The organism is Parafrankia sp. EUN1f, assembly GCF_000177675.1.
Taxonomy (GTDB): domain Bacteria; phylum Actinomycetota; class Actinomycetes; order Frankiales; family Frankiaceae; genus Parafrankia.
Genome location: NZ_ADGX01000011.1, coordinates 44,148 through 67,306, shown reverse-complemented (window position 1 = coordinate 67,306; position 23,159 = coordinate 44,148). Strand labels below are relative to the sequence as shown.

Below are 23,159 nucleotides of genomic sequence, written 5' to 3'. Positions count from 1 at the left end.
CGAGCCGGGCCGTGTGACCCGGGTGGCTGGGGCCGTCCGGTCCTCGCCCCGCCGCTCGCGGGCGTGCGCATGGCATGATCGACACTGTCGGCCGGATGACAAGTACCATCACGCGAAAGGACCGTTGACACCGACACCATCGGTGGCCTAGCCGGCTCGACGGCAGCGCCGTCCCGCCGGGCAGGCGGCCGGCAGCGTCGTCTGAGGTGACCGGACACATCGAAGCCCGCGACTCGCGCAACCCCAGGGCGGGGGGCGCCGTCTATCCAGTGAACTCGGAGCCCGTAGGTGACGGGCCCGCCGGACGTGATCAGGGAGGGTTCGGTGGCCGGACGCATCCGCGACGCCGACATCGCTCTCGTCCGGGAGCGGTCACCCATCGCGGACATCGTCGGTGACCATGTCCAGCTCCGTCCGGTCGGTGGCGGCAGCCTCGTCGGACTGTGCCCCTTCCACGACGAGAAGTCACCGTCGTTCAACGTGCGACCATCGGTCGGCTTCTTCCACTGTTTCGGCTGTAACGAGGGCGGAGACGTCTACGCCTTCGTCCGCAAGATCGACGGTCTCAGCTTCCCGGAGGCGGTGGAGCGGCTCGCGCGCCGGGCCGGGATCACCCTGACCTACGAGGGTGGCGGGCCGACCAGCCGGGCGGTCACGAGCCAGCGGCAGCGGCTGCTGGACGCGCACCGGCTGGCCACCGAGTTCTACGTCGAGCAGCTCTACTCCTCGCCGGATGCGCGCGCGGGCTGGGAGTTCCTGGCTTCGCGGGGCTTCGACCGGTCGGCGGCCGAACGGTTCGGCCTCGGTTACGCCCCGGCGTCATGGGACGCGCTGACCCGGCATCTGCTCGCCCGCCGATTCACCGCGGAGGAGCTGGAACTGGGCGGGCTGGCCAAGCGCGGTGGTCGTGGCGGCCTCATCGACCGCTTCCATCACCGGCTGCTGTGGCCGATCCGTGATCTCGGCGGGGAGGTCGTCGGCTTCGGTGGCCGGCGTCTCGCCGAGGGCTCCGACGCCGGGCCGAAGTACCTCAACACGGCCGAGACGCCCCTGTTCAAAAAGGCCAGGCTCCTCTACGGCGCCGACCTGGCCAGGCGCGACATCGCGCGCCGCTACCAGGTGGTCGTCGTCGAGGGGTACACCGATGTCATGGCCTGCCACCTGTCCGGTGTGACGACGGCGGTCGCGAGCTGTGGGACGTCGTTCGGCAGCGACCATGTCGCCATCGTCCGTCGTCTCCTGATGGATTCGGACAGCCGTACCGGCGAGGTCATCTTCACCTTCGACGGTGACCAGGCCGGTCAGGCCGCCGCGCTGCGGGCCTTCGAGTTCGAGGAGCGGTTCGTCACCCAGACCTTCGTCGCGGTGCAGCCGGACGGTCTTGATCCGTGCGACCTGTGGACCCAGCGCGGGGACGCGGCCGTGCGTGATCTCGTGGCGGCCAGGCAGCCGCTCTTCGAGTTCGCGATCCGCGGTGCGATCGACCGCTACGACCTCAACACCACGGAAGGCCGGCTCGCGGCGCTCGACGCGGCCGCCCCTCTGGTCAACCGGCTCAAGGACGCCGGCATCCGGCACCGGTACGCGGTGAACCTGGACCGTTGGCTCGGCTTCCTGGACGAGCGGTTCGTGGTCGAGCGGGTAGCTTCGCACCGTTCCCGGGCACAGGGGAGTCCAGGAGCACAGGGGAGTTCGGGCGCGCCGGGCAGCTCAGGCGCGCACGGGAGCACCAGGGCACGCGGGAGCTCCGGGGCGGACGGCACGGCGGCGGCCGCCTCGGCGCGCCGCCGGCCCGAACCCGCGCCCGACGAGGCAACCGCCATCGTCGAGCGCGAGACACTCAAGCTCGCCCTGCAGCACCCGGGGCTGGCCGGCCCGATGTTCGACACCCTCGCCGCGGAGCTGTTCACTGTTCCTGTGCACCGTGCGGTCCGTGAACTGATCGCCACGGCCGGTGGGGTGTGCGCGGGTCTGTACGCGGCCGGCGACCCGTCGGGCTGGGCCGCGGCGGTGGTCGCCGCGGCGCCGGACGAGGAGCTGCGGCGGTTCGTTCTCGCGCTCGCGGTGGAGGGGGTGCTGTGCGACCACGATGTTGACGACCGTTATGTCGACGATCAGATGTCGCGTGTTCAGGAGCTGCATGTGACCCGTCGGATCAGGGAAGTCAAGTCGCGGGTGCAGCGGCTGAACCCCACCTCCGACTCTGATGCCTTCAACCGTGCGTTCGGCGAGCTGATTGCTTTGGAACAGCACAAGCTCCAACTCCGGGAGCGGGGCGTAGGTGCCGCGTAACCTGGGTCGATCCCGAGAAGGAAGTGACGAGATTCCGCCCATGAGTCCTACCGTCCTACCCCGCGAGGCCCAGGTGGACGAGGTCAAGGACCTCATCACCCGTGGCAAGGAGATCGGTTTCCTCACCACTGAGGACGTCACGGTCGCGATCCAGGCGGCCGAGTTGCCCCCTGAGCAGGCCGAGACGGTCCTGCAGGTGCTCAACGACGAGGGCATCGAGGTGCTCGAGGCCGGGGGCGAGAACGCCGACGAGGCGGATCTGCTGGCCCGTCGGCGTCGCGAGGAGGAGGAGCTCGCGCTCAAGGCCCCGACCTCCGACCCGGTACGGATGTACCTCAAGGAGATCGGCAAGGTCCCGCTGCTCACCGCGGAGGAGGAGGTCGACCTCGCCAAGCGGATCGAGGCGGGCCTGTTCGCCTCCGAGAAGCTCGCGGTGGCGACGAAGAAGACCTCCCCGCAGATGCGCCGGGACCTGGAGGCCATCGAGCGGGACGGGCAGATCGCCAAGCGGAAGCTCGTCGAGGCGAACCTGAGGCTCGTCGTCTCGATCGCCAAGCGCTATGTCGGGCGCGGCATGCTCTTCCTGGACCTGATCCAGGAGGGCAACCTCGGTCTCATCCGGGCGGTCGAGAAGTTCGACTACACCAAGGGCTACAAGTTCTCCACCTACGCCACCTGGTGGATCCGGCAGGCCATCACCCGCGCCATCGCGGACCAGGCCCGGACGATCCGTATCCCGGTGCACATGGTCGAGACGATCAACAAGCTGATCCGCATCCAGCGGCAGCTCCTCCAGGATCTCGGCCGGGAGCCGAGCCCGGAGGAGATCGCCAAGGAGATGGACCTCACGCCGGACAAGGTCCGGGAGATCCTGAAGGTCTCCCAGGAGCCGGTCTCGCTGGAGACGCCGATCGGTGAGGAGGAGGACTCTCACCTCGGCGACTTCATCGAGGACTGCGACGCGGTCGTCCCGGTGGACGCGGCCAGCTTCATCCTCCTGCAGGAGCAGCTCGACTCGGTACTGCACACTCTCTCCGACCGGGAGAAGAAGGTGATCCAGCTCCGGTTCGGCCTGACGGACGGCCATCCGCGGACGCTGGAGGAGGTGGGTCGCGAGTTCGGGGTGACCCGCGAGCGCATCCGGCAGATCGAGTCCAAGACGCTGTCCAAGCTGCGTCATCCCTCGCGGTCGCAGAAGCTGCGCGACTACCTGGAGTAGTCGAACTCGTTGTAGTCGTTCGTTGACTTAGGGTTTCCGTCCTGTAAGGGTCGGACCCTGTGACGCAGCGGTCAGGCAGTCCGGAAGGATCTGCGGTTCCCGGGCTCCCTGACGGTTGCGTGTCCTCGTGCCCACGCGTGTCCTTTCTCCGCTGGCTCGTGCTTGCAGCGACCGGAGGTCGCACCTTTCTGGGCGCGCGATGGGTCCGTGGGCTGTTGGCTCTGACTCCGTCGTCGTGGCGGCCAGGCCTCGCGCTGCGGCTGCTGGGGCTGGCGCCGCACTATTTCCACGGCCGCGGCCTGAGCTTCCGTGGTCACGGCCTGGGCAGCGCGGCGCACCGCAGCCGCGTCTCGCTCGAGATGTTCGTCCGGGATGTGCTTGAGCCGTACCTGGCACCCGAGCAGGACCTGCTCGATGTCGGCTGCGGTCCCGGCTACCTCACCCGCGCGGTGGCCGGGCGGGTCTGGTCCGTGACGGCGCTCGACGTCTCTCGTGGGGTTCTCGCCTGCGCACGGATCCTGAACCCGGCGATCAACATCGACTACCGGACTCCCCAGGACTTCTTCGGATCCGGGCGGCGGGTGGACATCGCCGTCTCCCTCGATGTCGCGACCTGGATGGGCGACGGCGAGCTGACCGACCTGCTGGACCTGGTGTGGGCGAGCCTGCGCCCCGGCGGATGCCTCGTCCTGCGCACCTGTGTGCGCGCGGACATCCCCGGGCCTGGTCATGGTCAGGCTGCCGAGCCCGTGGGGCAGTCCACGCTCGCGGTGGGGCAGTCCAGGCTCGCGCACTCGCGTGGATCGCGGCGTGGGTCCCCGCACTGCCATCCTCGGCAGGCGGATCATCTGGTCGGGCTGGTGGAGCAGGCCGGCTTCGGGAGCGTCCTGCTCCACGCCCTGCACGCCCTGGCTGTCGAGAGCGGTCCGCAGCGTGCGGTGGCGGAGAGCGCCGCGGCGCAGAACTGTCTGCTGGTCGCGATCCGCCGCTACGACCGGATCGGCGGATCAGACCGGATCACCGCGGTGGCGACGCAATCCCCGCCGCCGCAGCGGGCATCGCAACCCGCGGCCCGAGGCTGATCAGCTGCGCTGACGGCCCAGCAGCGCGGCGAACACGGCCTGGCTGTGATCGTCGGGGTCGGTGCCCGCACGCGCCCAGTCGCTGGCAAGCCGTCCGGCGCGGGCCAGCCGTGCGCGGTCGGCGAGCAGGTCGGCCAGCACCCGCGCCAGGGCTGGGCTGGACTCGTCCGCCGGAGTCCAGCCGGTGACACCCCGTTGGTAGGCGTCCCGGGAGCCGCCCTGCGCCGGACCGATGACGGCGCAGCCCGCGAGCTGCGCCTCGAGCAGGGCGGTCGGGTGCGACTCGCCGCTCACCGGCGACCTGGTACGGGTTCTCGTGCACAGGGCGAAAAGGTCGGCTGTCGCATACAGCCGGGCCAGTTCCTCGTCGCTGGGATCCTCGAACAGGTCCGTGTGCTCCCGCCCGGCGATCAGGGCATGTAGTGCGCCTGGGGCCGGACCGGCTCCCGCGATCACGAGCCGCACCGGTCCCACCGCCCCGCCGGCACCTTCCGACGCTTCGTCCGCCGCCGGTGCGTGCAGCGTGTCCAGGGCGTCCACCAGGGTCGGAAGGCCCTTGGCCTCCCACTCGTCGAGGGGGAAGACGGTGAGCACCGTCGGCACCGGGGGCAGTGGGCGCCGCCGGGCGGCCTCGGTGAGGAGAGCCTCCCGCCAACGATGGTCCAGACCAGGTGGAATGACCGCGCCCATCCTGGTCGGAGACAGCGCTCCCGCGCCGAACGAGCTTGTCGTCACCGGGCAGAGCAGCGGGTCGTGGCGCAGCAGAAGACGCAGGTGGCGCCGCATCGTCCACATGTCGACGCCGTGGAAGAGCACCGGTACCCGGCTGGCGCCGGTGAGTCTGGCGGTGACGATGCCGGTCAGCGCCAGGTCCACCTGCCCCACCACGACGCTGTCCAGCGGGCCCAGCGCCCGTGCGTGTGCCGCGGTCTCCCATGCCGAGCGGCAGCGGCCCGCCAGGTCGAGGCCCTGTCGGGCCGGCTGGTCAGGTGATCCGCGCCGCCCGGCCGGCTCGGTCCGTGCCTGCTGGTCGTCCGGCCCGGCCGGCGTGAGCTGCGTGACCTCTGCGCCGCCGGCCTGAAGGCCCGCGACGACAGCGGCAAGCTGCCGCGCGGCGTCCGGGCGTGCCTTCGCCGGTCTCAGCAGGAGTACCCGCGGCGCGGGCGTGGGCGCGGAGGTCGGCGTGGGCACGGATGCGGCGGCGGGTTCTGCGGGGGCGGCCGGCCTGGTCAGTGAGCGGCGAGAGGGGAGCACGGAACGTGATAGTAGAGAGTCTTTCCGTAGTTCCGTTGATGCGTGGCCGTGTCCGACTCCGCGTGGGTGTTCGCGCCTTCGCTTCGAAGGGCTCCCTGTGGCCGCATGTGGCGGGGCGCCGTGGGCTCTGCGGCCCTTCCTCACCGTTCAGACTGGCCGAGCGGCGGCTCGTGCCGACGCCGGGCCGGAGACGTCGACGGCTGTGCGGCCGGTGCGTCCGCCGTGCGAGGCGGCGCTGGGGCCCAGGTCGTCCACCGGGTGACTCGCGGCTCATCCAGCCGTGGGTCACCGCTCGGGGGGACAGGACCGAGGCCGTCCAGCAGACCGTGCAGGACGAGCCGGCCAGGGTGCGATCCGTCGGCTCCCGGTGGCCTGAGCACCGTGGCGCGCGGAAGTGTCGCGAGGACGGTCCAGAGCAGTGCCGCGGCAGTGCGACCGTGCCAGCGGCGGATCCGGGTGTACCAGAGGCGGTTGCGTACCTCGTAGTAGCCGTAGGCAGCGGCGGGCACGGGGCCCGCGCCGTGGCGCCGCGCCGGCCAGGGGCTGATCACGACACTCCAGCCGGCGTCGCGGACGCGATGGCAGAAGTCGACGTCCTCCAGGCCCAGGAAGTAGCGACCGTCCATCGGAATCCGCTGATGGCATTCGGCCTTGACGAACATCGCCGCGCCGGTCACCCAGTTGGCCTCGCTGGGCCGGTCGCCGGGGGCGTTCCCGAGGATCCGGGGCAGGACGAGGAACCGGGTCGGGCGCGCCGGCGTGGTCGGCGCCGTGGCGTCATCCACGAGGGTGGGGGCCACGATCCCGATGTTCGCGCCGGCCAGCAGTTCCAGGCAGGCCCCGATGGTCGGGTCGTCGATGCGCACGTTGTTCTCGACCAGTAGGTAGGCGGCAGCCGCGGGTATCGTCTCGACGGCGTACCGGAAGGCTCCGCCCCGCCCGAGGTCACGGGGGGGAACGAGCCAGCCGACGCTGGCCGGCAGCCCGGAGGGCCGTTCGGCGCGGTCGTTGGCGATCACCGTGACCTGGTCGAGATGAGTGGAGACGTCAAGGCGGGTCGCGAGATCGAGTGTCGGCTCCGTCGGACCTCGGTGCACGATCACCGCGACGGTCTTCATGGCTGCACCTCACGCGGGCCCGCGGCGGGCGCGCTGGGGGTTGCCGGGCGCCGGAGCCCGGGTCGGTGCCGGGCCCTGCGTCGCTCGGGGCGGGCGGCCTGGCATCTCGGGAGGAGGATCGCCGGCTCCGCCGGCTCCGCCGAGCATGCAGAGATCTCCACCTGTGCTCCTCTTGGGCGCAAACCCCGTGGTGGTCGCCGAACCCCGCGGAGTGAATGCAAATGATATCTATCAAGTAACCCAGAGTAACTTCTGGTGTCGAAGCGTAGCCCCGCGAGGCTCGATCCCGAGTGAGGGTGGGCCGGGCGTCGGCCGGAGTCTCGCTGGGCATCGGTCTGTGGTTTCTATCTGCAAATCACTCGCAAGTGCGTATTCTTAGCATCCGATGGGGCGATCTGTGCCGCAGACGGGCCGGAGACCCGGCGAGAGGGGAGACCATGCATATCCCGGATGGGTTCATCGATGCTTCAACCTCCGCCGCGTTCGGTGTGGTGGCGGTCGCGGGTATCGGTTACGCCGTGAAACGGGCGGGTGAGGAGAACACGGACCAGCTCACACCGCTCGCCGGTCTGGTCGCCGCATTCGTGTTCGCGGCCCAGATGCTCAACTTCCCGGTGGCGATGGGAACCAGCGGGCATCTGCTCGGCGGCACTCTCGCGGCGGTTCTGGTCGGCCCGTGGCTGGGAGCGATCGCGCTGGCGGTGGTGCTCGGTGTGCAGTCACTGTTCGCGGACGGAGGGCTGACCGCGCTCGGGCTCAACATCACCAACATGGCGCTCGTCGGTGCGATGGGAGGATACGGGCTGTTCACCCTGGCCCGACGCCTGCTGCCGCGTCGTGCCTCGTCGGTGATCGCCGCATCGGTCATCGCCGCCTTCGTGACGGTGCCACTGGCCGCCGGCGCCTTCGTCGTGGAGTTCGCCGTGGGTGGCACGGTCGACCTTCCCCTGGATGGCGTCGCCGGTGCGATGCTCGGCGTGCACTGCCTGATCGGGATCGGCGAGGCGGCGATCACCGCGGCAACGCTCAGCCTGGTCCTGAATACCCGGCCGGACCTCGTGTACGGCGCTCGCGACCTGCTCGGAAAGCAGGAGCTGACGGTCCGCCGCCGCGAACCCGCCGTCGTCGGCGCCACCGGCCTGTCGGGTCGCCCGCCCGCCCTCGCGCCCGCCGGTGCTGACGGCTCGTCGGATCGAATCGGGGATGGGAGCAATCCTTCATGACCAGGTCGGCCGCCGCGGATGCGACGTCCTCCACCCTGACCGAGCCGACGGTGCGGCGCGTCGCCGCGCGCCCTGAGCGACACAACAAGGTCTTTGTCGGCCTCGGCCTGTTTGTTGCGTTCGTCCTGGCTGGATTCGTGTCCGGCTTCGCCAGCTCGAGCCCGGACGGCCTGGAGAAGGTCGCGGCCGACAAGGGCTTCATCTACCAGGAGAAGGACCATTCGTTCGCGGACTGGCCACTCGCCGGCTACGCGGTGTCCGGGATCGACAACGAGCGTCTCGCCGGCGGCCTGGCCGGCGTCATCGGGGTGTCGATCGCCTTCGTCGTGTTTGGCGCCGTCTTCTGGGGAGTCACTCGGCTACGGCCGCGTTCTGCTTCCGCGGCCTCGGAGCGTGATCAGGCGGCGGAGCGTACCGGAGCCGGCCCGGGGGCCGGAGCCGGTGGCGCTCCGCTCGCCTGAGTGAGTGGTAGCGGCGACCGCGATGGGTGGCGCGCATCTGCTCGATCCGTATCAGCCCGGACGGGGCTTTCTGCGGAGCATGCCGGCGCAGTGCAAGATCGTCGCAGCCTTCGGCTACGTGATCTGCGTGGTGGTCACCCCGATCACCGCCGGCTGGGCTTTCGGGGTGCACCTGCTGGTGCTGGCCTCGCTCTGTGCGCTGGCGCGGCTGCGGCCGCTGTTCGTGATCCGCCGGCTCGCGGTTGAGATCCCGTTTCTCGCCTTCGCGGCGGCACTTCCGTTCGTCGTTCCCGGCCCACGGGTCGAGCTGCTCGGGCTCGGGCTCTCACGGCCTGGGTTGGAACAGGCGTTCGGCCTGCTCGCGCGGGCTACGCTCGGATTGATGACCGTTATCGTGCTCGCCGCGACCACGCCGGCAAATGATCTTCTGGTCGGGCTTGAGCGACTCCGGCTGCCGCCCGTGATCATCGCGGTCGCGTCTTTCATGATCCGCTATTCGGGCCTCGTCGTGGATCAGATGCGTCGGATGGGCGTGGCTCGCCGTTCGCGCGGGCACGAGCCGCGCTCACTGCGAGCGACCGGCGTGCTCGCGGCGTCGCTCGGCACCCTGTTCATCCGTTCGTACGAGCGGGGCGAGCGGGTTCACCTGGCGATGCTCGCCCGCGGCTACTCGGGCACGATGCCCGCCGCGATGCCGACCGTGTCGCCGCGACCGGGCCAGTGGGCGACGGCCAGTGCTCTGGTCGTCCTCGGTGTCGCGGTCGCCGTCGCCGGCCGGAGCCTCGATCTCGGTGTGGTGTCGTGACGTCCAGGTCCACGTCGGCTTCGGCCGCCGAGGCTGCGTCCGTGACCGCCGCCGCGGACGCGGGACGCCCCGCGGTGGAGATCGAGGGCCTCGCCTTCGCCTACCCCGACGGGCGGCAGGTGCTCTTCGGGGTCGACCTCACGGTCGCCCGCGGTGAGCGGATCGCGGTGCTCGGGCCGAACGGTGCAGGCAAGACGACGCTCATGCTGCATCTCAACGGCATTCTGGCGGCTGGCGCGGGCACGCTTCGCATCGGCGGGATGCCCGTCGCGAAGGCGAACATGCCGGAGATCCGGCGCCGGGTCGGCCTGGTCTTCCAGGACCCCGACGACCAGCTCTTCATGCCGACGGTGGGTCAGGACGTCGCGTTCGGCCCCGCGAATCTGGGCCTTCGAGGCGCGGAGCTGTCGGGTCGGGTGGCCGAGGCGCTGCGGGCTGTCGGTCTGGCGGAGTACGCCGAGCGGGCACCGCATCACCTCAGCCTGGGAGAGCGGCGCCGCGCCGCGGTGGCGACGGTGCTCGCCATGCGGCCGGAGGTTCTTGTCCTCGACGAGCCATCGGCCAATCTTGATCCGGCCGGTCGCCGCGAGCTCGCGGAGGTCCTCCAGGGCCTGGACCTCACCCTCATCATGGTCACCCACGATCTGCCCTACGCGCTGCAACTGTGCCCGCGCTCGGTCATCCTCGACCAGGGAATGATCGTCGCGGATGGCGCGACGGCCACCCTGCTGAGTGACGAGCCGTTGATGACGTCGCACCGACTGGAGTTGCCCTTCGGGTTCAACCCGCGCCACGCCATCGCGGAGAGTAGTTGATTCATGGCTTAGGGTTGCAGCATGGCTGCTGGGACTCCGGGCGAGGGCAAGGAACCGGGCAGTTCACTGTCGGCGCCGGCCTCACCGGCCGACCTGGCCGGGGCTGACCGGGGAGAAGTCGATGCCCGGGGCGAGCTCGACGGCCTCGACAGCCTCGACGACCTGATGGGCGGCCCGGATCCGCGGAATCCACCTGTTGCCGCGGTGCCGGCCCAGGGTCTGGCACCGGCATATGGTCCGGCGCGGGCGCGAGGACGTGGATACGCCGCCCCGGAGCTGCCGGCAGCGGACCCGCTGCGGGATCGGACGGTGCGATCTCTTGGCGGCCATCTCGCCCGGGGCGCCGGCGAGCTGATGATCACCTGTGGTGTCATCGTGGTTCTCTTCCTGTGCTACCAGCTGTGGATCACTGACATCTTCGCTGCTCGAACGCAGGATCAGATCCGCCACGATCTGACCACAGCCTGGGCCCAGCATGCCGTCCCGAAGCCGGCGCGGGGCGGCGGTGCGGATCCGAGGAAGCGGCCATCCGTGCCGCCCGTCGAGCTCGGCGACGGGATCGCCGTGCTACGGGTGCCGCGCTTCGGAACGGACTACGCGCCGGTCGTCGTGGAGGGCGTGTCGACGGCGGACCTGCGCCGCGGACCAGGGCACTTCCCGGGCTCGGCCATGCCTGGCGAGATCGGGAACTTCGTCGTCTCGGGACACCGCACGACCTATGGCAAGCCCTTCAGCCGGGTCGACGAGCTCAAGGTGGGGGACCCCATCGTGGTCGAGGTCGCCGACAGGTATTTCACCTACCGGGTCACGAGATCGGAGATCGTCGACCCCCACCGGCTGGACGTGACCTACCCCGTACCAGGGCATCTGGGGGAGGCCCCCACCAAGGCGCGGATGACGCTGACGACCTGCCATCCGCGCTTCTCCGCGAAGAGCCGACTCATCGTCTTCGCGGAGCTCGATGAGACGAGAGACAAGAGTGATGGGCCGCCTCCCGAACTGACGGGCGGGTAGCCAGCTCAGCCCTGGGCTCCTCCTCGGCCTTGGAGGTGACCCCTGGATCACTGCCCGTGCCGACCACGATCGGTGCGAATCGCCTTAGGGGAATGACTCATGTACAGCTGGATATTCAGACACCTCCCCGGGCCGAGGCAGGTGCGGATCCCGCTCGCGGTGCTTCTCGCGCTCGCCGTTGTCGCGATTCTCCTTTTCCTGGTCTTCCCGCTGGTCGAGTCGTATCTGCCCGCTACGAGCGTAACCGTCGGGGACTAGGCGGGGAACGCGCCGGTGTGTTGCTCGCTGTGGCACGCGAGCTTTCCCTGGCGGGTTCCACGGTCGGACCACACGCAGATCACAAGTGGCAGGATCATGCCGTTGAAGCGTCGAACGTTTGCCGTTCGTCAGGGAATCTTGTCCCGTGATGTCTTCCGATGAGTGAACGGCGGGGCTAGTAGCCCTTGCGGCCGGGCCAAGAATCCCGGGGTCCGATAACCTGCCAACTCGTGCGGGTGACCCGCACGTACCGCGGGGGCGAGCGAACCAGGCGCAGGCTGCCGCTACAACAGGGCAGGCGTGGGGAGTCCGTTCCTAACGGAGCAGGTTCGACTTCGGGGGCAAATCGTATGGTCAGGCAAGACTTTTCTCTGAGCGGTTCACCAGGTGAGCGTCGGTGGTGACCTCGGCGCGGGTGGACCGCACGATCAGGCGGCGTACCGTGCCGCGCCGGCTGCCGGCGGGTCCTGCCGGTGTACCGGTACCGGTACCGGCAGCGGCAGCGGCGGAAGCGCCGGCGACGCACGCGCCGGCGGAACGAAACCTGGTGGGTGAGCACAACCATTCGTCCGGGCCGTCGGCGTGCGCTGCGCTGACAGGAGTCGACACGGCCGGCGCAGGCGAGGGCGAGACGGCCTGTTCCGGTCCGGGGGGAAACGTGGTGCCCGGCGGCGTGGAGGCGCCCGGCCCGGTGCGGGCGGGAGCGTCGACGCCGCCGTCGGACCCGGCACCGTGCTCCGGCGGCGCCGCTTCCGCCCGACCGATGGCTGCCCGGCGTTCCGTCGCGCCCGGATCGGCGCATCGGGCCGCCGCCGCACTCGTCCTCGCCCCGGTCCTTCTGGTCTCCATCGTGGTCTGGTCGCTCTGCCGCGGCGGGTCGACTCTGCCAGCGATCCTGGCCTCCTCCCTGGCGACGACGCTTGCCGTCGGTCTGCCGGTGCTGGGCGTCAGCGGCCGAGCGGCCGCGCTGCTCGGCCGGCGCCGGCGCGGCGTGGACGGCCTCACCGGCCTGCCGGGCCGCCGGCATTTCCTGAAGACCGCCGGCCAGTGGCTGGGAGGGGGGCATCGGGCCGGCGGCGCAGCTCCCGCCGCACTCATCCTCGTTGACCTTGATCGCCTGCGGGATATCAACGGAACACTCGGTCATGAGAACGGTGACCGACTGCTTCGGTCCGTCAGCGACCGGCTCCAGCAGGTTCTGGGCGCCGACGATCTGCTGGCGCGCGTGGACGGTGACGAGTTCGCGGCACTGCTGCGCGGAGTCGACCTCCCCGACGCGGAGGGGGTGGCGCGGCGAATCAGGGAGGCACTGCGGACACCGGTCAGCCTCGACGACCTGCGCGTGCAGGCGGAGGTGAGCGTGGGTATCGCCCATTTCCCGGAACACGGGCGGAACGTGCTCGAGCTTATGCGGCGAGCAGAAGAAGCCATGTACACGGCGAAGGGCACCCACAGCGGCCAACGCGTCTACGCTCCCGACTGCCAGCTGGGGAGTCGGGCGAGCCTGGGGCTGCGCGCGGATCTGCGTGAAGCGCTGGACAAGGGCCAGATCGAGCTGCGTTACCAGCCCAAGGTCGACATGCGCAGCGGGCGGATCAGCGGAGTCGAGGCCCTGGTGCGCTGGCGGCATCCCACCGGAGGCCTCCGGCCGCCGGACCTCTTCCTGCCCGAGATGGAGCGGGCGGGTCTGATGGAGCTGCTGACCCGGCGTGTCCTCGACCTGGCGCTCACCGACTGTGTTCGGTGGCGCGCGGCCGGGGCCACGCTCGCGGTGTCGGTGAACGTGCCGGCCTCGGTCATCGTCGACCCAGGATTCGTCGACCTGGTACGCGGGGAGCTGGAGCTCCATGGCCTGCCCCCGTCGGCCCTGGTCGTCGAGGTCACCGAGGACGGGCTCATCACGGTTCTGGAGAAGGCGCAGCGGACGCTCGCGGGCCTGCGTGACCACGGTGTGCGGGTCAGCCTCGACGACTACGGCACCGGGCTGTGCTCCCTTGCCTATCTGCTCGAGCTCCCGGCCGACGAGGTGAAGCTCGACCAGCGCTTTCTGCGTGACATCGATCGGGACCCCTCCGCGGCGGAGATCGTCCGATCCACCGTCTCCCTCGCACACGCCCTGAGCCTGCGCATCGTGGCCGAGGGCGTCGAGACGTCGCGCTCGTGGGCCTCACTCGCCGCCTGGCAGTGCGACGAGGCGCAGGGTTATTTCGTCTCCCGCCCGATGACGGGGGAGCGGGTGCTGAGCTGGCTGAAGGAATGGGATGACCGTCTCCGGCGGCCGCCGCAGGTGGGCGAGCCGGCGATGACAGGGCCGATCAAGGTGACATCCGGGGCGCCGGGCGCCGGTGTGTTCCCGCAGCCCGTTCCCGAGGCAACCTCGCTCACGGCGACCGCAGCGGTAGCCCCGATGGCAGGCGGATCCGATCTGACCGGCACGCCGGTTCCACCGAACACCGCGCCGTTGAAGATCGGCGTGCGCGGCCCTTCACCACGATCGCGGGCACATCGCGGCTCACAGCGCGTCGACACGGGAGGGCGACGCCTGTCCGGCCAGCTGGTGCACGAGGATCGGCTGACGGGCTAGCGGAAACGGCGCACCTGGTGGCCAGGCCTCGCGGGAGGTGGGCCTGGCCACCAGGCCATGCCGTGGCGCCGTGGATGGGCAGGCGTCGGGCGGGCAGGTTGTGGAGGGCGGATGGCGGTTGGACATCTGGAAGCCGTGCCGGATCGGGCGAGCTGGTCGGTGCTCATGGTCTGTACCGGCAACATCTGCCGGTCCCCGGTCGCGGAGCGGCTGGCCGTCGCCCGGCTGACCCGGCTGATGGCGCGGGTCGGGCTGCGTGAGCCACTCGCCTGCGCGGCAGTGGTGAGCAGCGCGGGAGTCCAAGCCTGCGTGGGTGAACCCATGCACCCGCTCGCGTCGGCGGCGCTGGACGAACACGGCGTGGACGATGCCGGGTTCCGTGCACGGCAGGTGACCACCGCGATGGCGGAGCGGGCGGACCTCGTTCTCTGTGCGACGCGTCAACATCGTGCGGACGTCGTCACGCTGGCACCGCGGGCGGTCCGCAGATCATTCACCCTGCGCGAGTTCGCGCGGCTGGCGGATTGGGCCTTGGCCGATGGTCGCCTGGCCTCGCTCGAGCCGGAGCTCGGGATCCAGCCGGAGCACCTGCGGGTGGCGGGGATGGCGCTGACGGACGCCGCGGCGGCAGCGCGTGGCATGACGCGTCCGTCTGCTCCGGAACATGACGACATCGCCGATCCGCTCGGTGGAAACCTGGAGACCTTCCGCGACTGCGCGGCATCATCGACGCGGCGGTCAGGTCGGTGGAACACGTGCTTACGAGCCTGCTGCTGCCTCGGTCCGGGGCGGCTGACCGAGGACCGGAAAAATGAATAACCGTTGCAACAGAGATTGAAGTAAGCGCATAGGTGTGGCGCGGCCGGGCGGGTGTCGACGCGCACCGTACCGGTTGATTGCGGCCAGGTGCGGAGAGGTATCGGCTACTCTCGCAGCAAGTAGCCTCCGGAAAATATTCGATGTTTTTCGGGTATGCGAAGAGAGAGCTGGTTGCGGTATGGATGCGCTGGTGATCGTAGGTGCGGGTGGGCACGGCCGGGAGTTGCTGGAGGTCGTCGAGGCTGTGAACGAGGTCGAGCCGACTTACGACATTCTCGGCGTACTCGACGACGGTGAGCCCGATCTCGACCTCCTCGCGACCTACGGAGTCCGTCATCTGGGGCCGGTGAGCCTCCTCGCCGAGCTGGATGCCAGGTATGTGCTGGGGATCGGCTCCCCGTACGCGCGGCGGGCGATCGATCGTGCTGCCACCGGCTGGGGCCGTGTACCGGCGACCCTCGTGCACCCGGCCGCCATGGTCGGCCGGCGGGTCACCCTGGGGCCTGGCAGTGTGGTGTGCGGGTTTGCCAGCATCACGTCCAATGTGCTGACCGGCCGCCACGCTCACGTCAATATCGCGGCGACGGTCGGGCACGACTGCCGGCTCGGTGACTACACCACGCTTGCTCCCGGTGCTCGGATCAGTGGCGCCGCGGTGATAGGGGACGGGGCGACAATCGGGAGTGGTGCGGTTGTCCGGCAGGGGCTCACAGTCGGGGCCGGCGCGGTTGTCGGCGCCGGTGCGGTCGTGATCCGGGAGCTTCCCGCCGAGGTGATGGCCGTCGGGGTTCCCGCTCACCACCGGCCGCCCGTGCCACAGCTCGGCTGGTACTGATCGCTGCGGGTTGGGCCTCCAGTGCCGCGGCTTCGTCGAACAGCGCCGACGTGCTGGAGCTGAACCCGCGCGGGCGCCGCCCCTCCTTCCCGCCCCTCCTTCCTGCCGGTCCTGACCGGCGCGCCGGTGCGATCCGATCCCGAGCTTGCGTCGGCGGGGCGAGCCGCTACTCAGCGTAAGCACAGCTAACGTCACTCTCCGTTGATGTCTGATCGACTTGACGACGTCGAATGGAGTGACTAGATGCGCGAAGTGCAAGTGAGATGCCGTGGCGGGAGGTTCAGGCTCGCCCGGTCCGTCAGTGGGATCGTCGCCGCCGCGGTCGCGGGTGGCACGATCGTTCTGACCGGAGGGAGCGCCACGGCGGCGTCCCCCCCTGCCATGTACGACCAGCTCGCCTACTCGACCCAGGTGACGGTCGGTGGCGTGATCGACTCCGGGGCCACCTTCCCCGAGGGCCTCGGATGCACGACAGCCAGTGGGGTGAGCCGCTCGAACGGCGGCGCGGTGTCCATCCCGGGACTCTCGTTGAGCGCGGGAGCGAGCACCAACACCGTGTCGACGCTCGCTGTCGGGCCGGTGCAGACCGGTACCTCGACCAGCCAGCTCCTCGGCCTGGACCTGCTCGGTACCCCCCTCCTTCCCCTGATCTCCGCCGACGCGATTGACATCACCACGACGGCGACGAGTGCGGCCGACGGGACGGTCACCTCGACGGGTTCTGTGACGGTGACGGACCTCAAGCTCAGCGGCATCACCATCCTGAACGGGGTGGTCGCGCCGAACACCGGGATCGCCATCCCGGGAGTCGGCTCGCTGGTGGTCAACCGGCAGATCCCCGTCCCGGGCAACGCCGGTCTCGTCACGATCGGACTCTCGCTCGACATCACCCTGGGGCCGCTCGCGGGAACCTCGATCACGATCGGTTACTCCCACTCGTTCTTCCGGCCGCCGCTGCCGGTGATCATCTCCGGGGTCGCCTACAGCAACCTGGTGTCCGCGGGACCGCTCACCGTCGGACCTCTGGCCGCGACGGGCGTGCCCTGCACGGGCGGGACCTCGACCGACACCTCGCTCGGGATCAACATCCCGGGGGTGATCACGGTCGGCGCGATCACGGAGACCGGTGAGGCCACGGTCGGAAGCCCGGATTCATCGGGCTCCACCACGAGCACCATCGCGGGGGTGAGCCTGCTCGGCGGTCTGGTGACCGCGGGTGCGGTCACGGCGAAGGCCAACGCGCACTACGACGGCAGCTCCACGACGTTCGACTCGACCGGTACGAACATCGCTGATCTGGCGATCGCCGGTGTGCCGTACGTCGGGCCACTTGACCCGGGTACCGAGATTCCCATCCCGGGGGTCGGCGTGCTGTTCGTCAACCGGCAGATCTCCGACGCCACGTCGCTGAGTGTTCGGGCGCTCGAGCTCGTGCTGACCGGTCCCGTGCTCTACCCCGGCGGGACGCTGCCCGCCTACTCGGTCATCCAGGTGAGCGTGGCGAACATCTACGCCGTCTCCGACGATCCGATCGGGCTGTCGGCGCAGGTTGACCAGATCGACCTGCTCAACAAGGTCTGTTCCGACCAGAAGGATGCGGTTGCCTGCCTGACCTGACGTCTCCACTGAGGTGATCCGGGGTCCCCGCGGCGGCAGTTGTGGGGACCCCGCGACACGGGTCGGGCTGTGTCGCTATCTGCATCGCTATGAGTACGATGAGTGGCCGAATTCGTTCGAGGGTTGGGCTGAGGGAGACCATGCGGATCGTTGTCGCCACCGAAGCAAGGTTGCAGCAGAACGAGGACGGCCGTGTGCTGACGCCGAACCCCGCCGCCGGTTACCCGACCTGGGCCAGCTATCTCGGTGTCTTCGACGAAGTGCTGCTCGCCGCCCGGGTGGCCCGCGGCGCGGCCGGCGACCAGGACGGCATCCCCGTGGAGGGCGCCGGCGTCCGCGTGCTGCCGCTGCCGACGTTCCAGGGCGTCGCGGCCTACGCACGCCGCTGGCCCGCGCTGCGCGGCGCGCTGCGTCGAGCGGTCGCCGAACTCCACGGTCCCGCCGCGGACACCGCCTTCGTCGCGCGGGTTCCCGGCCTGGTCGGCACGGTTCTGTTGAGTGAGCTCCGGCGCCGGCGGGTTCCGTTCGGGCTCGAGGTCGTCGGAGACGTGGCCGAGGTGCTCGCTGACCACCGCCCTGCCGCGCTGCTCGCCGGCCAGTTGCTCGCCTGCCAGTGCCGCAGCGCCGACGCCGTCAGCTATGTCACGCGGAATGTCCTGCAGAGCAGGTACCCGGCCCGCCCCGGCGTGCCGATGATGAGCTGCCCTGGGTCGCTGCTGGAGGACGAGGACTTCGTTCCGCTACCCCGCCGAGCCCCCGGCGAGTGGGGGACGACCGGGCCCGGGCACTCGCGCCCCGGCCGACCGGTCCGCCTTCTGACGATCGGTTCGCAGGAACGTGTGTACAAGGGGCATGACGTCCTCGTCGACGCGGTGGCGCTGATGCGGTCCAACGGCCTCCCGGTGATGGCGACCATCGTCGGTGACGGCCGGCATCACGACGAGATCGTGCGGCGGGCGGTGGCCCGCGGCCTCGGCGGGGACGTGCGCTTCATCCGCTGGCTTGGCAGCCGTGCGCAGGTCCGAGCGGCGCTCGACGACGCGGATGTGTTCGTGCTCCCGTCCCGAACCGAGGGCCTTCCGCGGGTCCTGGCCGAGGCCGCTGCCCGGGCGCTGCCCGCGGTCGCGTCCGCGGTGGGGGCGTGGTCGAGTTCCTGCCGCCGAGCGACCTCGTGCCGCCGGATGATCCCAGGCGGCTCGCGGAGACGCTGAGCGAGCTGATCGCGAGCCCGGCCCGGTACCGCGCCGCCTCCGAGCGCAACCTCGCAACCGCGCGGGAGCACTCCTTCGAGACGATCCGACCGGTCATCCTCTCCTTTCATCAGACGCTGCGAGAAGTCACCGCGGCGGCCGCCACGCCGGCGCAGCGCCGGGCCCGCCCCCGCGAAACCGCCGAACCGTTCGTCAGGCCCGGGCGATGAGTGTCGCGGACCGGGCGTCCGCGCGCCCGCGGCCCCGTACGGTCCTGCACGTGTTCGGCGTCATGGACCGGGCCGGCGCCGAACTGCGCACCGTCGACCTGATGCGCAATCTGGACCCGGATCGCTACAGGTTCGTCTTCGTCACCCTCACCGGCCGTCCCGGCGCCCTGGCGGGGGAGATCCGTTCGCTGGGCGGCTCGGTCCACCCCTGTCGCCTCGACCTGGGCTTTCCGGTGCGTTTCCTCCGCCTGCTGCGCGCACTGCGACCCGACGTCGTGCATTCGTGTGTGGCCACCTTCTCCGGAGCGGTCCTGCTGATCGCGAGGGCCGCCGGTGTGCCGCTGCGGGTGGCGCACTTTCACAGCACCGGCGACCGCCACGGTGCCAGCCTGCGAGGACGTGTCCAGCGCGCGGTGATGCGGCGGCTGATCGACTGGTGCGCCACCGACCTCGTCGCGGTCGCCGAGGCCACGATGACCAGCCTGTGGCGGTCGGACTGGCAGCGGGAGCGTCGTTGCCGGGTGCTTTACAACGGGTTGGACCCGGCACCGTTCGAGCGCGCGCTCGTCACCACCTCCACAGCCGCCACAGTCGTCGCTGCCTCCGTCGCTTCCACGGCGGCGGCCGAGTGGCGGCCCACCATCGTGCACGTCGGGCGGCCCGACCCGGTGAAGAACCGGAGCGCCGCGGTTGACGTTCTGATCGCGTTGCGGCGGCGCGGTGTTCCGGCCCGGCTGCGCATCGTCGGGCGCCAGGATGCACGCGAGTCGGCGGAGCTGCGTCGCCGGGCCGAGCTCGGCGGGGTCGCCGACGCCTTCGACCTGCCCGGCGAGTCGTTCGACATCCCCGGCCTGATGGCTGGTGCTGACCTGTTGCTGCTGACCTCGCGGCACGAGGGACTGCCGACCGTCGTCCTCGAGGCCTGCGCCGTGGGCACGCCGGTGCTTGCTCCGGACCTGCCCGGAGTCGTGGAGATCGGCCGCCTGCTCGACGGCGTGACGACGGTGCCGCAAGGTTGCGCCGCCGAGGCCTGGGCCGAGGCCGCGGCCGGCATGCTGGCCGCACCGCCCACGTCGGCGCAGCGTGTAAAGGCACTTCGTGCGTTCTCCTCCTCCCCGTTCGTGATGGACCAGTGGCGGCGCGGCATGACCAGCCTGTGGGATCAGTGACAACCGGCGTGCCCGTCGGTTTCGGCGCGAGCCCGCGCGTGCTGGCCTTCCGGCTGGGCGCCGGCGGCATTCTCGCAGCACTGCTGGCGTTCTCGGAGGAGATCTCGGCACTGTCTCCGGCCGGGGTCGCGGCGGTGACCTTCGGCGTGCTCGGGTGCCTCATCGCGCTCTGCGTCCGGGCCCGGACGCAGGGCGTCCTCTCGTGTTCGGCGGTCTACCTCGTACTGCTGGTCCTGTTCCATTTCGGGCTCGCGCTGCCGCTCGCGCTGCACCGCCCACTGGTCTCCAGCGACGGGCAGCTCGGTTTCGACTGGATCCTGTCCGTCTCGACAGGACGGATTTTCACGATCGCGGCGATCGGCGTGGCAGCTGCCGCGGTGGGAATGTCCCTGCCTGCTTCCTCGACTGGCCGGGTGCACCGCGACCGGTCGACCGGTACGGACACGCCTGCCGACATGCCTGCACCGCCGACGAGGTCGGCTGCGACCGGCGTGGTCGGATTCGCGGTTCTCGCCGCCTCGATCAGCCTGATGCTCCTGCTGATCAGGCGGGCTGGCGGGAGCGGCCTGCTGTTCGGATCGTACGAGGACCTGATCGCCCTGGCATATCGCGATCCGCTGGTTCCCTATCTGGATTTCGGTCTGGGTTTCGGCCTCATGCTGCTGACCGTCGATGGCGGGCGGCGGCTGCGACGGGCGGGCTACCTGATGTTCGGGCTGTTCGCGCTGATCGCGTTGCCACTGGGTATGCGGGGGACCATCCTGTTCCCCGTGGCTGCGGCCGCCGTGGCTCACATGATGCGCCGGTCCGGCGACGTCCCCTCGTTTCCGCCGGCTGAAGCCGCTGGCCGTGGCCCAAGCCGCTGGACCGGGATGGGGGCCGCGCTGCTGGCGGGAGTCGTCCTCCTGAGTGCCGTCGGGGCGCTTCGGGACATCCGTCAGCATGGCCTGGCCGAGGTCACGCTGAGCCAGATCGGCTTCGGACCCCTCGACGGTCTGGCTGAGATGGGGGCGTCGCTTCGTCCCGTAGCGGAGGCGGTCGCCTGGCGAGACGGGTACGGCGAACCCGCGGCGGGCGGCCGGACCTACACCGGTCAGCTTGCCCGCATCATCGAAGGGCGCGTGCTCGGAATCCCGCAGCCACCGGCCGAGATCGATGACCGGCTGTTCAACACGGTCATTCGGGAACGATCCGGGCCGATCGGTGGCTCTCCGATCGCCGAGGCCTACTACAACTTCGGCGTTCCCGGCGTGGTGGCCATCCTCTTCGTGATCGGCCTGCTGTGCGGCTGGCTCGACGGCTGGCGGTCGAGGTGGACCGACGCGGCCTGCAGCGTCCTCCTCGTGCCGCTCCTGATCGGGGTGCGCAACGACTTCACCCCGCTGCCGATGCAGGTCCTGGTTGGCACCGTTGTGCTGGTCGCGGTCCGAGCGGCCGGGCACTGGTGGCGCAAGGCCTCGCCCGGCCGGTGGAGCGATGTCCCGCGGGTGGGCTCCGGCAGCCTGAACGACTCTGCGCCGCCAGCGAGACTGGCGCCGCAGGGGTTGCCCGGGCCGCAGGGGTTGCCCGGGTCGCGGAGGATGCGGGGGGCTCAGCGGACGAGCACCGGTCTGCGCTCGCTGGCCTCCCGATGAGCGGGGTGCGCCGGGTCGGCGCCGGCACTGTTCTGCCTGCCGGGCACGGTTCCGCCATCGATGGTGCTGCCGGTGATGCTGCCGGCGGGGGCGACGTTCATCCCGAGCCACCTTCCCCGAGCGGGCGCCACCGGGCGGTCTCGCGTGGGGCCGGGCGCTCCGCGGCGCGGGCGTCCGGCGTCGCCGGCCCCGCTGTCGCCGTCTCCGCTGCGGCGCTGGGCGCTGCGTTGACGAACCTGGTCGTCGCGGTCATGACCGCACGCGCCCTGGACGTCGAGGGCCGGGGCGAGCTCGTCCTGATCCTGACGGTCACCGGTCTCACCGGGATGTTCGTCGCTCTGGGTACGGGTACCTCCGCTCGGTACTACCTCGGGCGCACGGACCCGCGGGTCTCGGTCGACCACGTACTCGGGCTGAGCCTGCTGCTCCTGGTGCCGCAGTGCCTGCTTACCGCCGGCATCGTGGGGCCGACCCTCTGGCTGGCGGACGCGCCCGAGCGGGGTCCCGGCATTCTGGTGCTCACCGGGCTGCTGTCCGTGTCGACATTGCTGAGCATCCAGCTGATCGACACGTTGAACGCGGTCGGCCAGGTGATCGCCTCGGCCCTCGTCAACACGGCGGGTTGCCTGGCGCAGCTGGCGGCCCTGGTCGGGCTGCAGGTATCGGCCGGGACGCTGCGAGTAGCTCCGGTTCTCGCGGTGTCCGTCGTCGCGGGCGCCTTCCAGTGCGTCGCCGGGTTCCTTCTCCTGCGGCGGGCGGGTCTGGTGACCCGGCCCCAGCTGGATCGTGCCGCGTCCGCGCTGCTGATCCGGACGGGCGTTCCCGCGCTCGGCATGAACACCGCGATGTCGATGACGTTCCGGCTCGACCGGTACCTGATCGGGGTGATGTCGGGGACGTCGGCCGTGGGCATCTACAGCGTTGCGGCGACCGCGAGTGAGGTTCTCCGGCTTGTCCCGTCCTCCTGGGGCCAGGTTCTCTGCTACCGGGTGGCCAGCGGCACGATGGGCACCCGAGCTGTGTTCGCCGAGCTGGTTCGCGTGTTTGCGGTGATGGCCGGGGTCGCCGCGCTCATGTGGCTCGCCGCGGACCACCTTGTCCTGTTCTTCTTCGGCGATGCCTACCGGAGCGCGGTCACACCGCTACGGGTGCTTCTGGTCGCCGAGCTTCTGTTGGTGGCCTTCCAGATCGATGCCCGGGTCCTGAGCGGTCAGGGCCGGACCAAGGCGTGCGGCGCGGCGGGCCTGGTCGGTCTCGCCGTGGTCGCGGCCGCTGATGTCATCCTGATTCCGGCGGCGGGCATGGTGGGCGCGGCGTGGGCGAGCCTGATCGCCTATGGGGTCGTCAGCCTGTGGACCAGAGCCGCGATGGCCCGCGATCCCCACGATCCCCACGTGCCGCGTGATCCCCACGTGCCCCATGATCCCCACGTGCCCCATGATCCCCGCGAGCCCCGGGGGACCGGCGACGAGCCGATGAGTCTCGCGCCGACCAGACCGGAGCCTTCTGGCACCACCTAGCCACATTTCCGTCCGTCGCG

At 70.4% G+C, this 23,159-nt stretch carries 20 protein-coding genes; 18 read left to right on the top strand and 2 right to left on the bottom strand.

Annotated features, from left to right (window positions below; all coding sequences use genetic code 11):
- The first annotated feature begins 324 nt into the window (after window positions 1-324).
- The 3 genes from dnaG to FREUN1FDRAFT_RS04955 all read left to right on the top strand — a co-directional run bounded on the left by dnaG (window position 325) and on the right by FREUN1FDRAFT_RS04955 (window position 4,593).
- Window positions 325-2,292 (top strand): DNA primase, encoded by a 1,968-nt coding sequence (gene dnaG, locus FREUN1FDRAFT_RS04965; RefSeq protein ID WP_035950034.1) that lies wholly within the window; start codon window positions 325-327, stop codon window positions 2,290-2,292.
- A 40-nt stretch (window positions 2,293-2,332) separates the two neighbouring features.
- Window positions 2,333-3,511, top strand: a complete 1,179-nt coding sequence (locus FREUN1FDRAFT_RS04960) for an RNA polymerase sigma factor (RefSeq protein WP_006538863.1) — start codon at window positions 2,333-2,335, stop codon at window positions 3,509-3,511.
- Between the two features lie 215 nt (window positions 3,512-3,726).
- The gene (locus FREUN1FDRAFT_RS04955) at window positions 3,727-4,593 is read left to right on the top strand and encodes a bifunctional 2-polyprenyl-6-hydroxyphenol methylase/3-demethylubiquinol 3-O-methyltransferase UbiG (RefSeq protein ID WP_232295052.1); all 867 of its coding nucleotides are present in this window, start codon (window positions 3,727-3,729) and stop codon (window positions 4,591-4,593) included.
- Here FREUN1FDRAFT_RS04955 and FREUN1FDRAFT_RS04950 read toward each other — a convergent pair whose 3' ends face one another.
- The gene (locus FREUN1FDRAFT_RS04950; RefSeq protein ID WP_006538861.1) at window positions 4,594-5,784 is read right to left on the bottom strand and encodes a glycosyltransferase family 4 protein; all 1,191 of its coding nucleotides are present in this window, start codon (window positions 5,782-5,784) and stop codon (window positions 4,594-4,596) included.
- A 203-nt stretch (window positions 5,785-5,987) separates the two neighbouring features.
- Window positions 5,988-6,965: a hypothetical protein gene (locus FREUN1FDRAFT_RS04945; protein WP_006538860.1), complete on the bottom strand. Its 978-nt coding sequence runs from the start codon at window positions 6,963-6,965 to the stop codon at window positions 5,988-5,990.
- A 437-nt stretch (window positions 6,966-7,402) separates the two neighbouring features.
- Between FREUN1FDRAFT_RS04945 and FREUN1FDRAFT_RS04940 the strand changes: the two genes are divergently transcribed.
- The 15 genes from FREUN1FDRAFT_RS04940 (at window position 7,403) to FREUN1FDRAFT_RS04870 (ending at window position 23,139) form a co-directional block, all read left to right on the top strand.
- On the top strand, window positions 7,403-8,188 hold the full coding sequence (locus tag FREUN1FDRAFT_RS04940) for an energy-coupling factor ABC transporter permease (RefSeq protein WP_006538859.1): 786 nt from the start codon (window positions 7,403-7,405) through the stop codon (window positions 8,186-8,188).
- Window positions 8,185-8,649 carry a PDGLE domain-containing protein gene (locus FREUN1FDRAFT_RS04935; RefSeq protein ID WP_006538858.1) on the top strand — a complete coding sequence of 155 codons (465 nt, stop codon included), beginning with the start codon at window positions 8,185-8,187 and terminating at the stop codon, window positions 8,647-8,649. Before FREUN1FDRAFT_RS04940 ends, FREUN1FDRAFT_RS04935 begins: the two co-directional genes overlap by 4 nt.
- Window positions 8,650-8,671: 22 nt before the next feature.
- Window positions 8,672-9,454 (top strand): cobalt ECF transporter T component CbiQ, encoded by a 783-nt coding sequence (gene cbiQ / locus FREUN1FDRAFT_RS04930; protein ID WP_006538857.1) that lies wholly within the window; start codon window positions 8,672-8,674, stop codon window positions 9,452-9,454.
- Window positions 9,455-9,495: 41 nt separating this feature from the next.
- The gene (locus tag FREUN1FDRAFT_RS04925) at window positions 9,496-10,269 is read left to right on the top strand and encodes an energy-coupling factor ABC transporter ATP-binding protein (protein WP_006538856.1); all 774 of its coding nucleotides are present in this window, start codon (window positions 9,496-9,498) and stop codon (window positions 10,267-10,269) included.
- A gap of 21 nt (window positions 10,270-10,290) precedes the next feature.
- Window positions 10,291-11,283, top strand: a complete 993-nt coding sequence (locus tag FREUN1FDRAFT_RS04920) for a class E sortase (RefSeq protein WP_006538855.1) — start codon at window positions 10,291-10,293, stop codon at window positions 11,281-11,283.
- A 99-nt stretch (window positions 11,284-11,382) separates the two neighbouring features.
- On the top strand, window positions 11,383-11,541 hold the full coding sequence (locus FREUN1FDRAFT_RS44955; protein ID WP_006538854.1) for a hypothetical protein: 159 nt from the start codon (window positions 11,383-11,385) through the stop codon (window positions 11,539-11,541).
- A gap of 547 nt (window positions 11,542-12,088) precedes the next feature.
- Window positions 12,089-14,125, top strand: a complete 2,037-nt coding sequence (locus FREUN1FDRAFT_RS04910) for a bifunctional diguanylate cyclase/phosphodiesterase (RefSeq protein WP_006538853.1) — start codon at window positions 12,089-12,091, stop codon at window positions 14,123-14,125.
- 111 nt (window positions 14,126-14,236) lie between these two features.
- Window positions 14,237-14,944 (top strand): Protein-tyrosine phosphatase, low molecular weight, encoded by a 708-nt coding sequence (locus FREUN1FDRAFT_RS04905; RefSeq protein ID WP_006538852.1) that lies wholly within the window; start codon window positions 14,237-14,239, stop codon window positions 14,942-14,944.
- A 190-nt stretch (window positions 14,945-15,134) separates the two neighbouring features.
- Window positions 15,135-15,779, top strand: a complete 645-nt coding sequence (locus tag FREUN1FDRAFT_RS04900) for a NeuD/PglB/VioB family sugar acetyltransferase (RefSeq protein ID WP_232295050.1) — start codon at window positions 15,135-15,137, stop codon at window positions 15,777-15,779.
- A 243-nt stretch (window positions 15,780-16,022) separates the two neighbouring features.
- Window positions 16,023-17,396, top strand: coding sequence for a choice-of-anchor P family protein (locus FREUN1FDRAFT_RS04895; RefSeq protein ID WP_006538850.1), 1,374 nt, complete (start codon window positions 16,023-16,025; stop codon window positions 17,394-17,396).
- Window positions 17,397-17,536: 140 nt separating this feature from the next.
- Window positions 17,537-18,607, top strand: a complete 1,071-nt coding sequence (locus tag FREUN1FDRAFT_RS04890) for a glycosyltransferase (protein WP_006538849.1) — start codon at window positions 17,537-17,539, stop codon at window positions 18,605-18,607.
- Entirely contained in the window at window positions 18,568-18,816 is a 249-nt protein-coding gene (locus FREUN1FDRAFT_RS42870) for a hypothetical protein (RefSeq protein ID WP_006538848.1), read from the top strand. Before FREUN1FDRAFT_RS04890 ends, FREUN1FDRAFT_RS42870 begins: the two co-directional genes overlap by 40 nt.
- A complete protein-coding gene (locus tag FREUN1FDRAFT_RS04880) occupies window positions 18,813-19,985 on the top strand; it encodes a glycosyltransferase (protein ID WP_006538847.1) in 1,173 nt (390 codons plus the stop codon). Before FREUN1FDRAFT_RS42870 ends, FREUN1FDRAFT_RS04880 begins: the two co-directional genes overlap by 4 nt.
- Window positions 19,973-21,619 carry an O-antigen polysaccharide polymerase Wzy gene (gene wzy / locus FREUN1FDRAFT_RS04875; RefSeq protein ID WP_198144242.1) on the top strand — a complete coding sequence of 549 codons (1,647 nt, stop codon included), beginning with the start codon at window positions 19,973-19,975 and terminating at the stop codon, window positions 21,617-21,619. The genes FREUN1FDRAFT_RS04880 and wzy overlap by 13 nt, the downstream gene beginning before the upstream one ends.
- Entirely contained in the window at window positions 21,616-23,139 is a 1,524-nt protein-coding gene (locus FREUN1FDRAFT_RS04870) for a lipopolysaccharide biosynthesis protein (protein WP_006538845.1), read from the top strand. Before wzy ends, FREUN1FDRAFT_RS04870 begins: the two co-directional genes overlap by 4 nt.
- Window positions 23,140-23,159 lie beyond the last annotated feature (20 nt).

What these genes read in the sequence shown, in the direction of transcription:
- FREUN1FDRAFT_RS04960 (WP_006538863.1), top strand. Translation starts at nt 2,333, where the DNA reads ATGAGTCCTACCGTCCTACCCCGCGAGGCCCAGGTGGACGAGGTCAAG.
- FREUN1FDRAFT_RS04945 (WP_006538860.1), bottom strand. Translation starts at nt 6,965, where the DNA reads ATGAAGACCGTCGCGGTGATCGTGCACCGAGGTCCGACGGAGCCGACA.
- FREUN1FDRAFT_RS04940 (WP_006538859.1), top strand. Translation starts at nt 7,403, where the DNA reads ATGCATATCCCGGATGGGTTCATCGATGCTTCAACCTCCGCCGCGTTC.
- FREUN1FDRAFT_RS04935 (WP_006538858.1), top strand. Translation starts at nt 8,185, where the DNA reads ATGACCAGGTCGGCCGCCGCGGATGCGACGTCCTCCACCCTGACCGAG.
- cbiQ (WP_006538857.1), top strand. Translation starts at nt 8,672, where the DNA reads ATGGGTGGCGCGCATCTGCTCGATCCGTATCAGCCCGGACGGGGCTTT.
- FREUN1FDRAFT_RS04920 (WP_006538855.1), top strand. Translation starts at nt 10,291, where the DNA reads ATGGCTGCTGGGACTCCGGGCGAGGGCAAGGAACCGGGCAGTTCACTG.
- FREUN1FDRAFT_RS44955 (WP_006538854.1), top strand. Translation starts at nt 11,383, where the DNA reads ATGTACAGCTGGATATTCAGACACCTCCCCGGGCCGAGGCAGGTGCGG.
- FREUN1FDRAFT_RS04905 (WP_006538852.1), top strand. Translation starts at nt 14,237, where the DNA reads ATGGCGGTTGGACATCTGGAAGCCGTGCCGGATCGGGCGAGCTGGTCG.
- FREUN1FDRAFT_RS04895 (WP_006538850.1), top strand. Translation starts at nt 16,023, where the DNA reads ATGCGCGAAGTGCAAGTGAGATGCCGTGGCGGGAGGTTCAGGCTCGCC.
- FREUN1FDRAFT_RS04890 (WP_006538849.1), top strand. Translation starts at nt 17,537, where the DNA reads ATGCGGATCGTTGTCGCCACCGAAGCAAGGTTGCAGCAGAACGAGGAC.
- FREUN1FDRAFT_RS04880 (WP_006538847.1), top strand. Translation starts at nt 18,813, where the DNA reads ATGAGTGTCGCGGACCGGGCGTCCGCGCGCCCGCGGCCCCGTACGGTC.
- FREUN1FDRAFT_RS04870 (WP_006538845.1), top strand. Translation starts at nt 21,616, where the DNA reads ATGAGCGGGGTGCGCCGGGTCGGCGCCGGCACTGTTCTGCCTGCCGGG.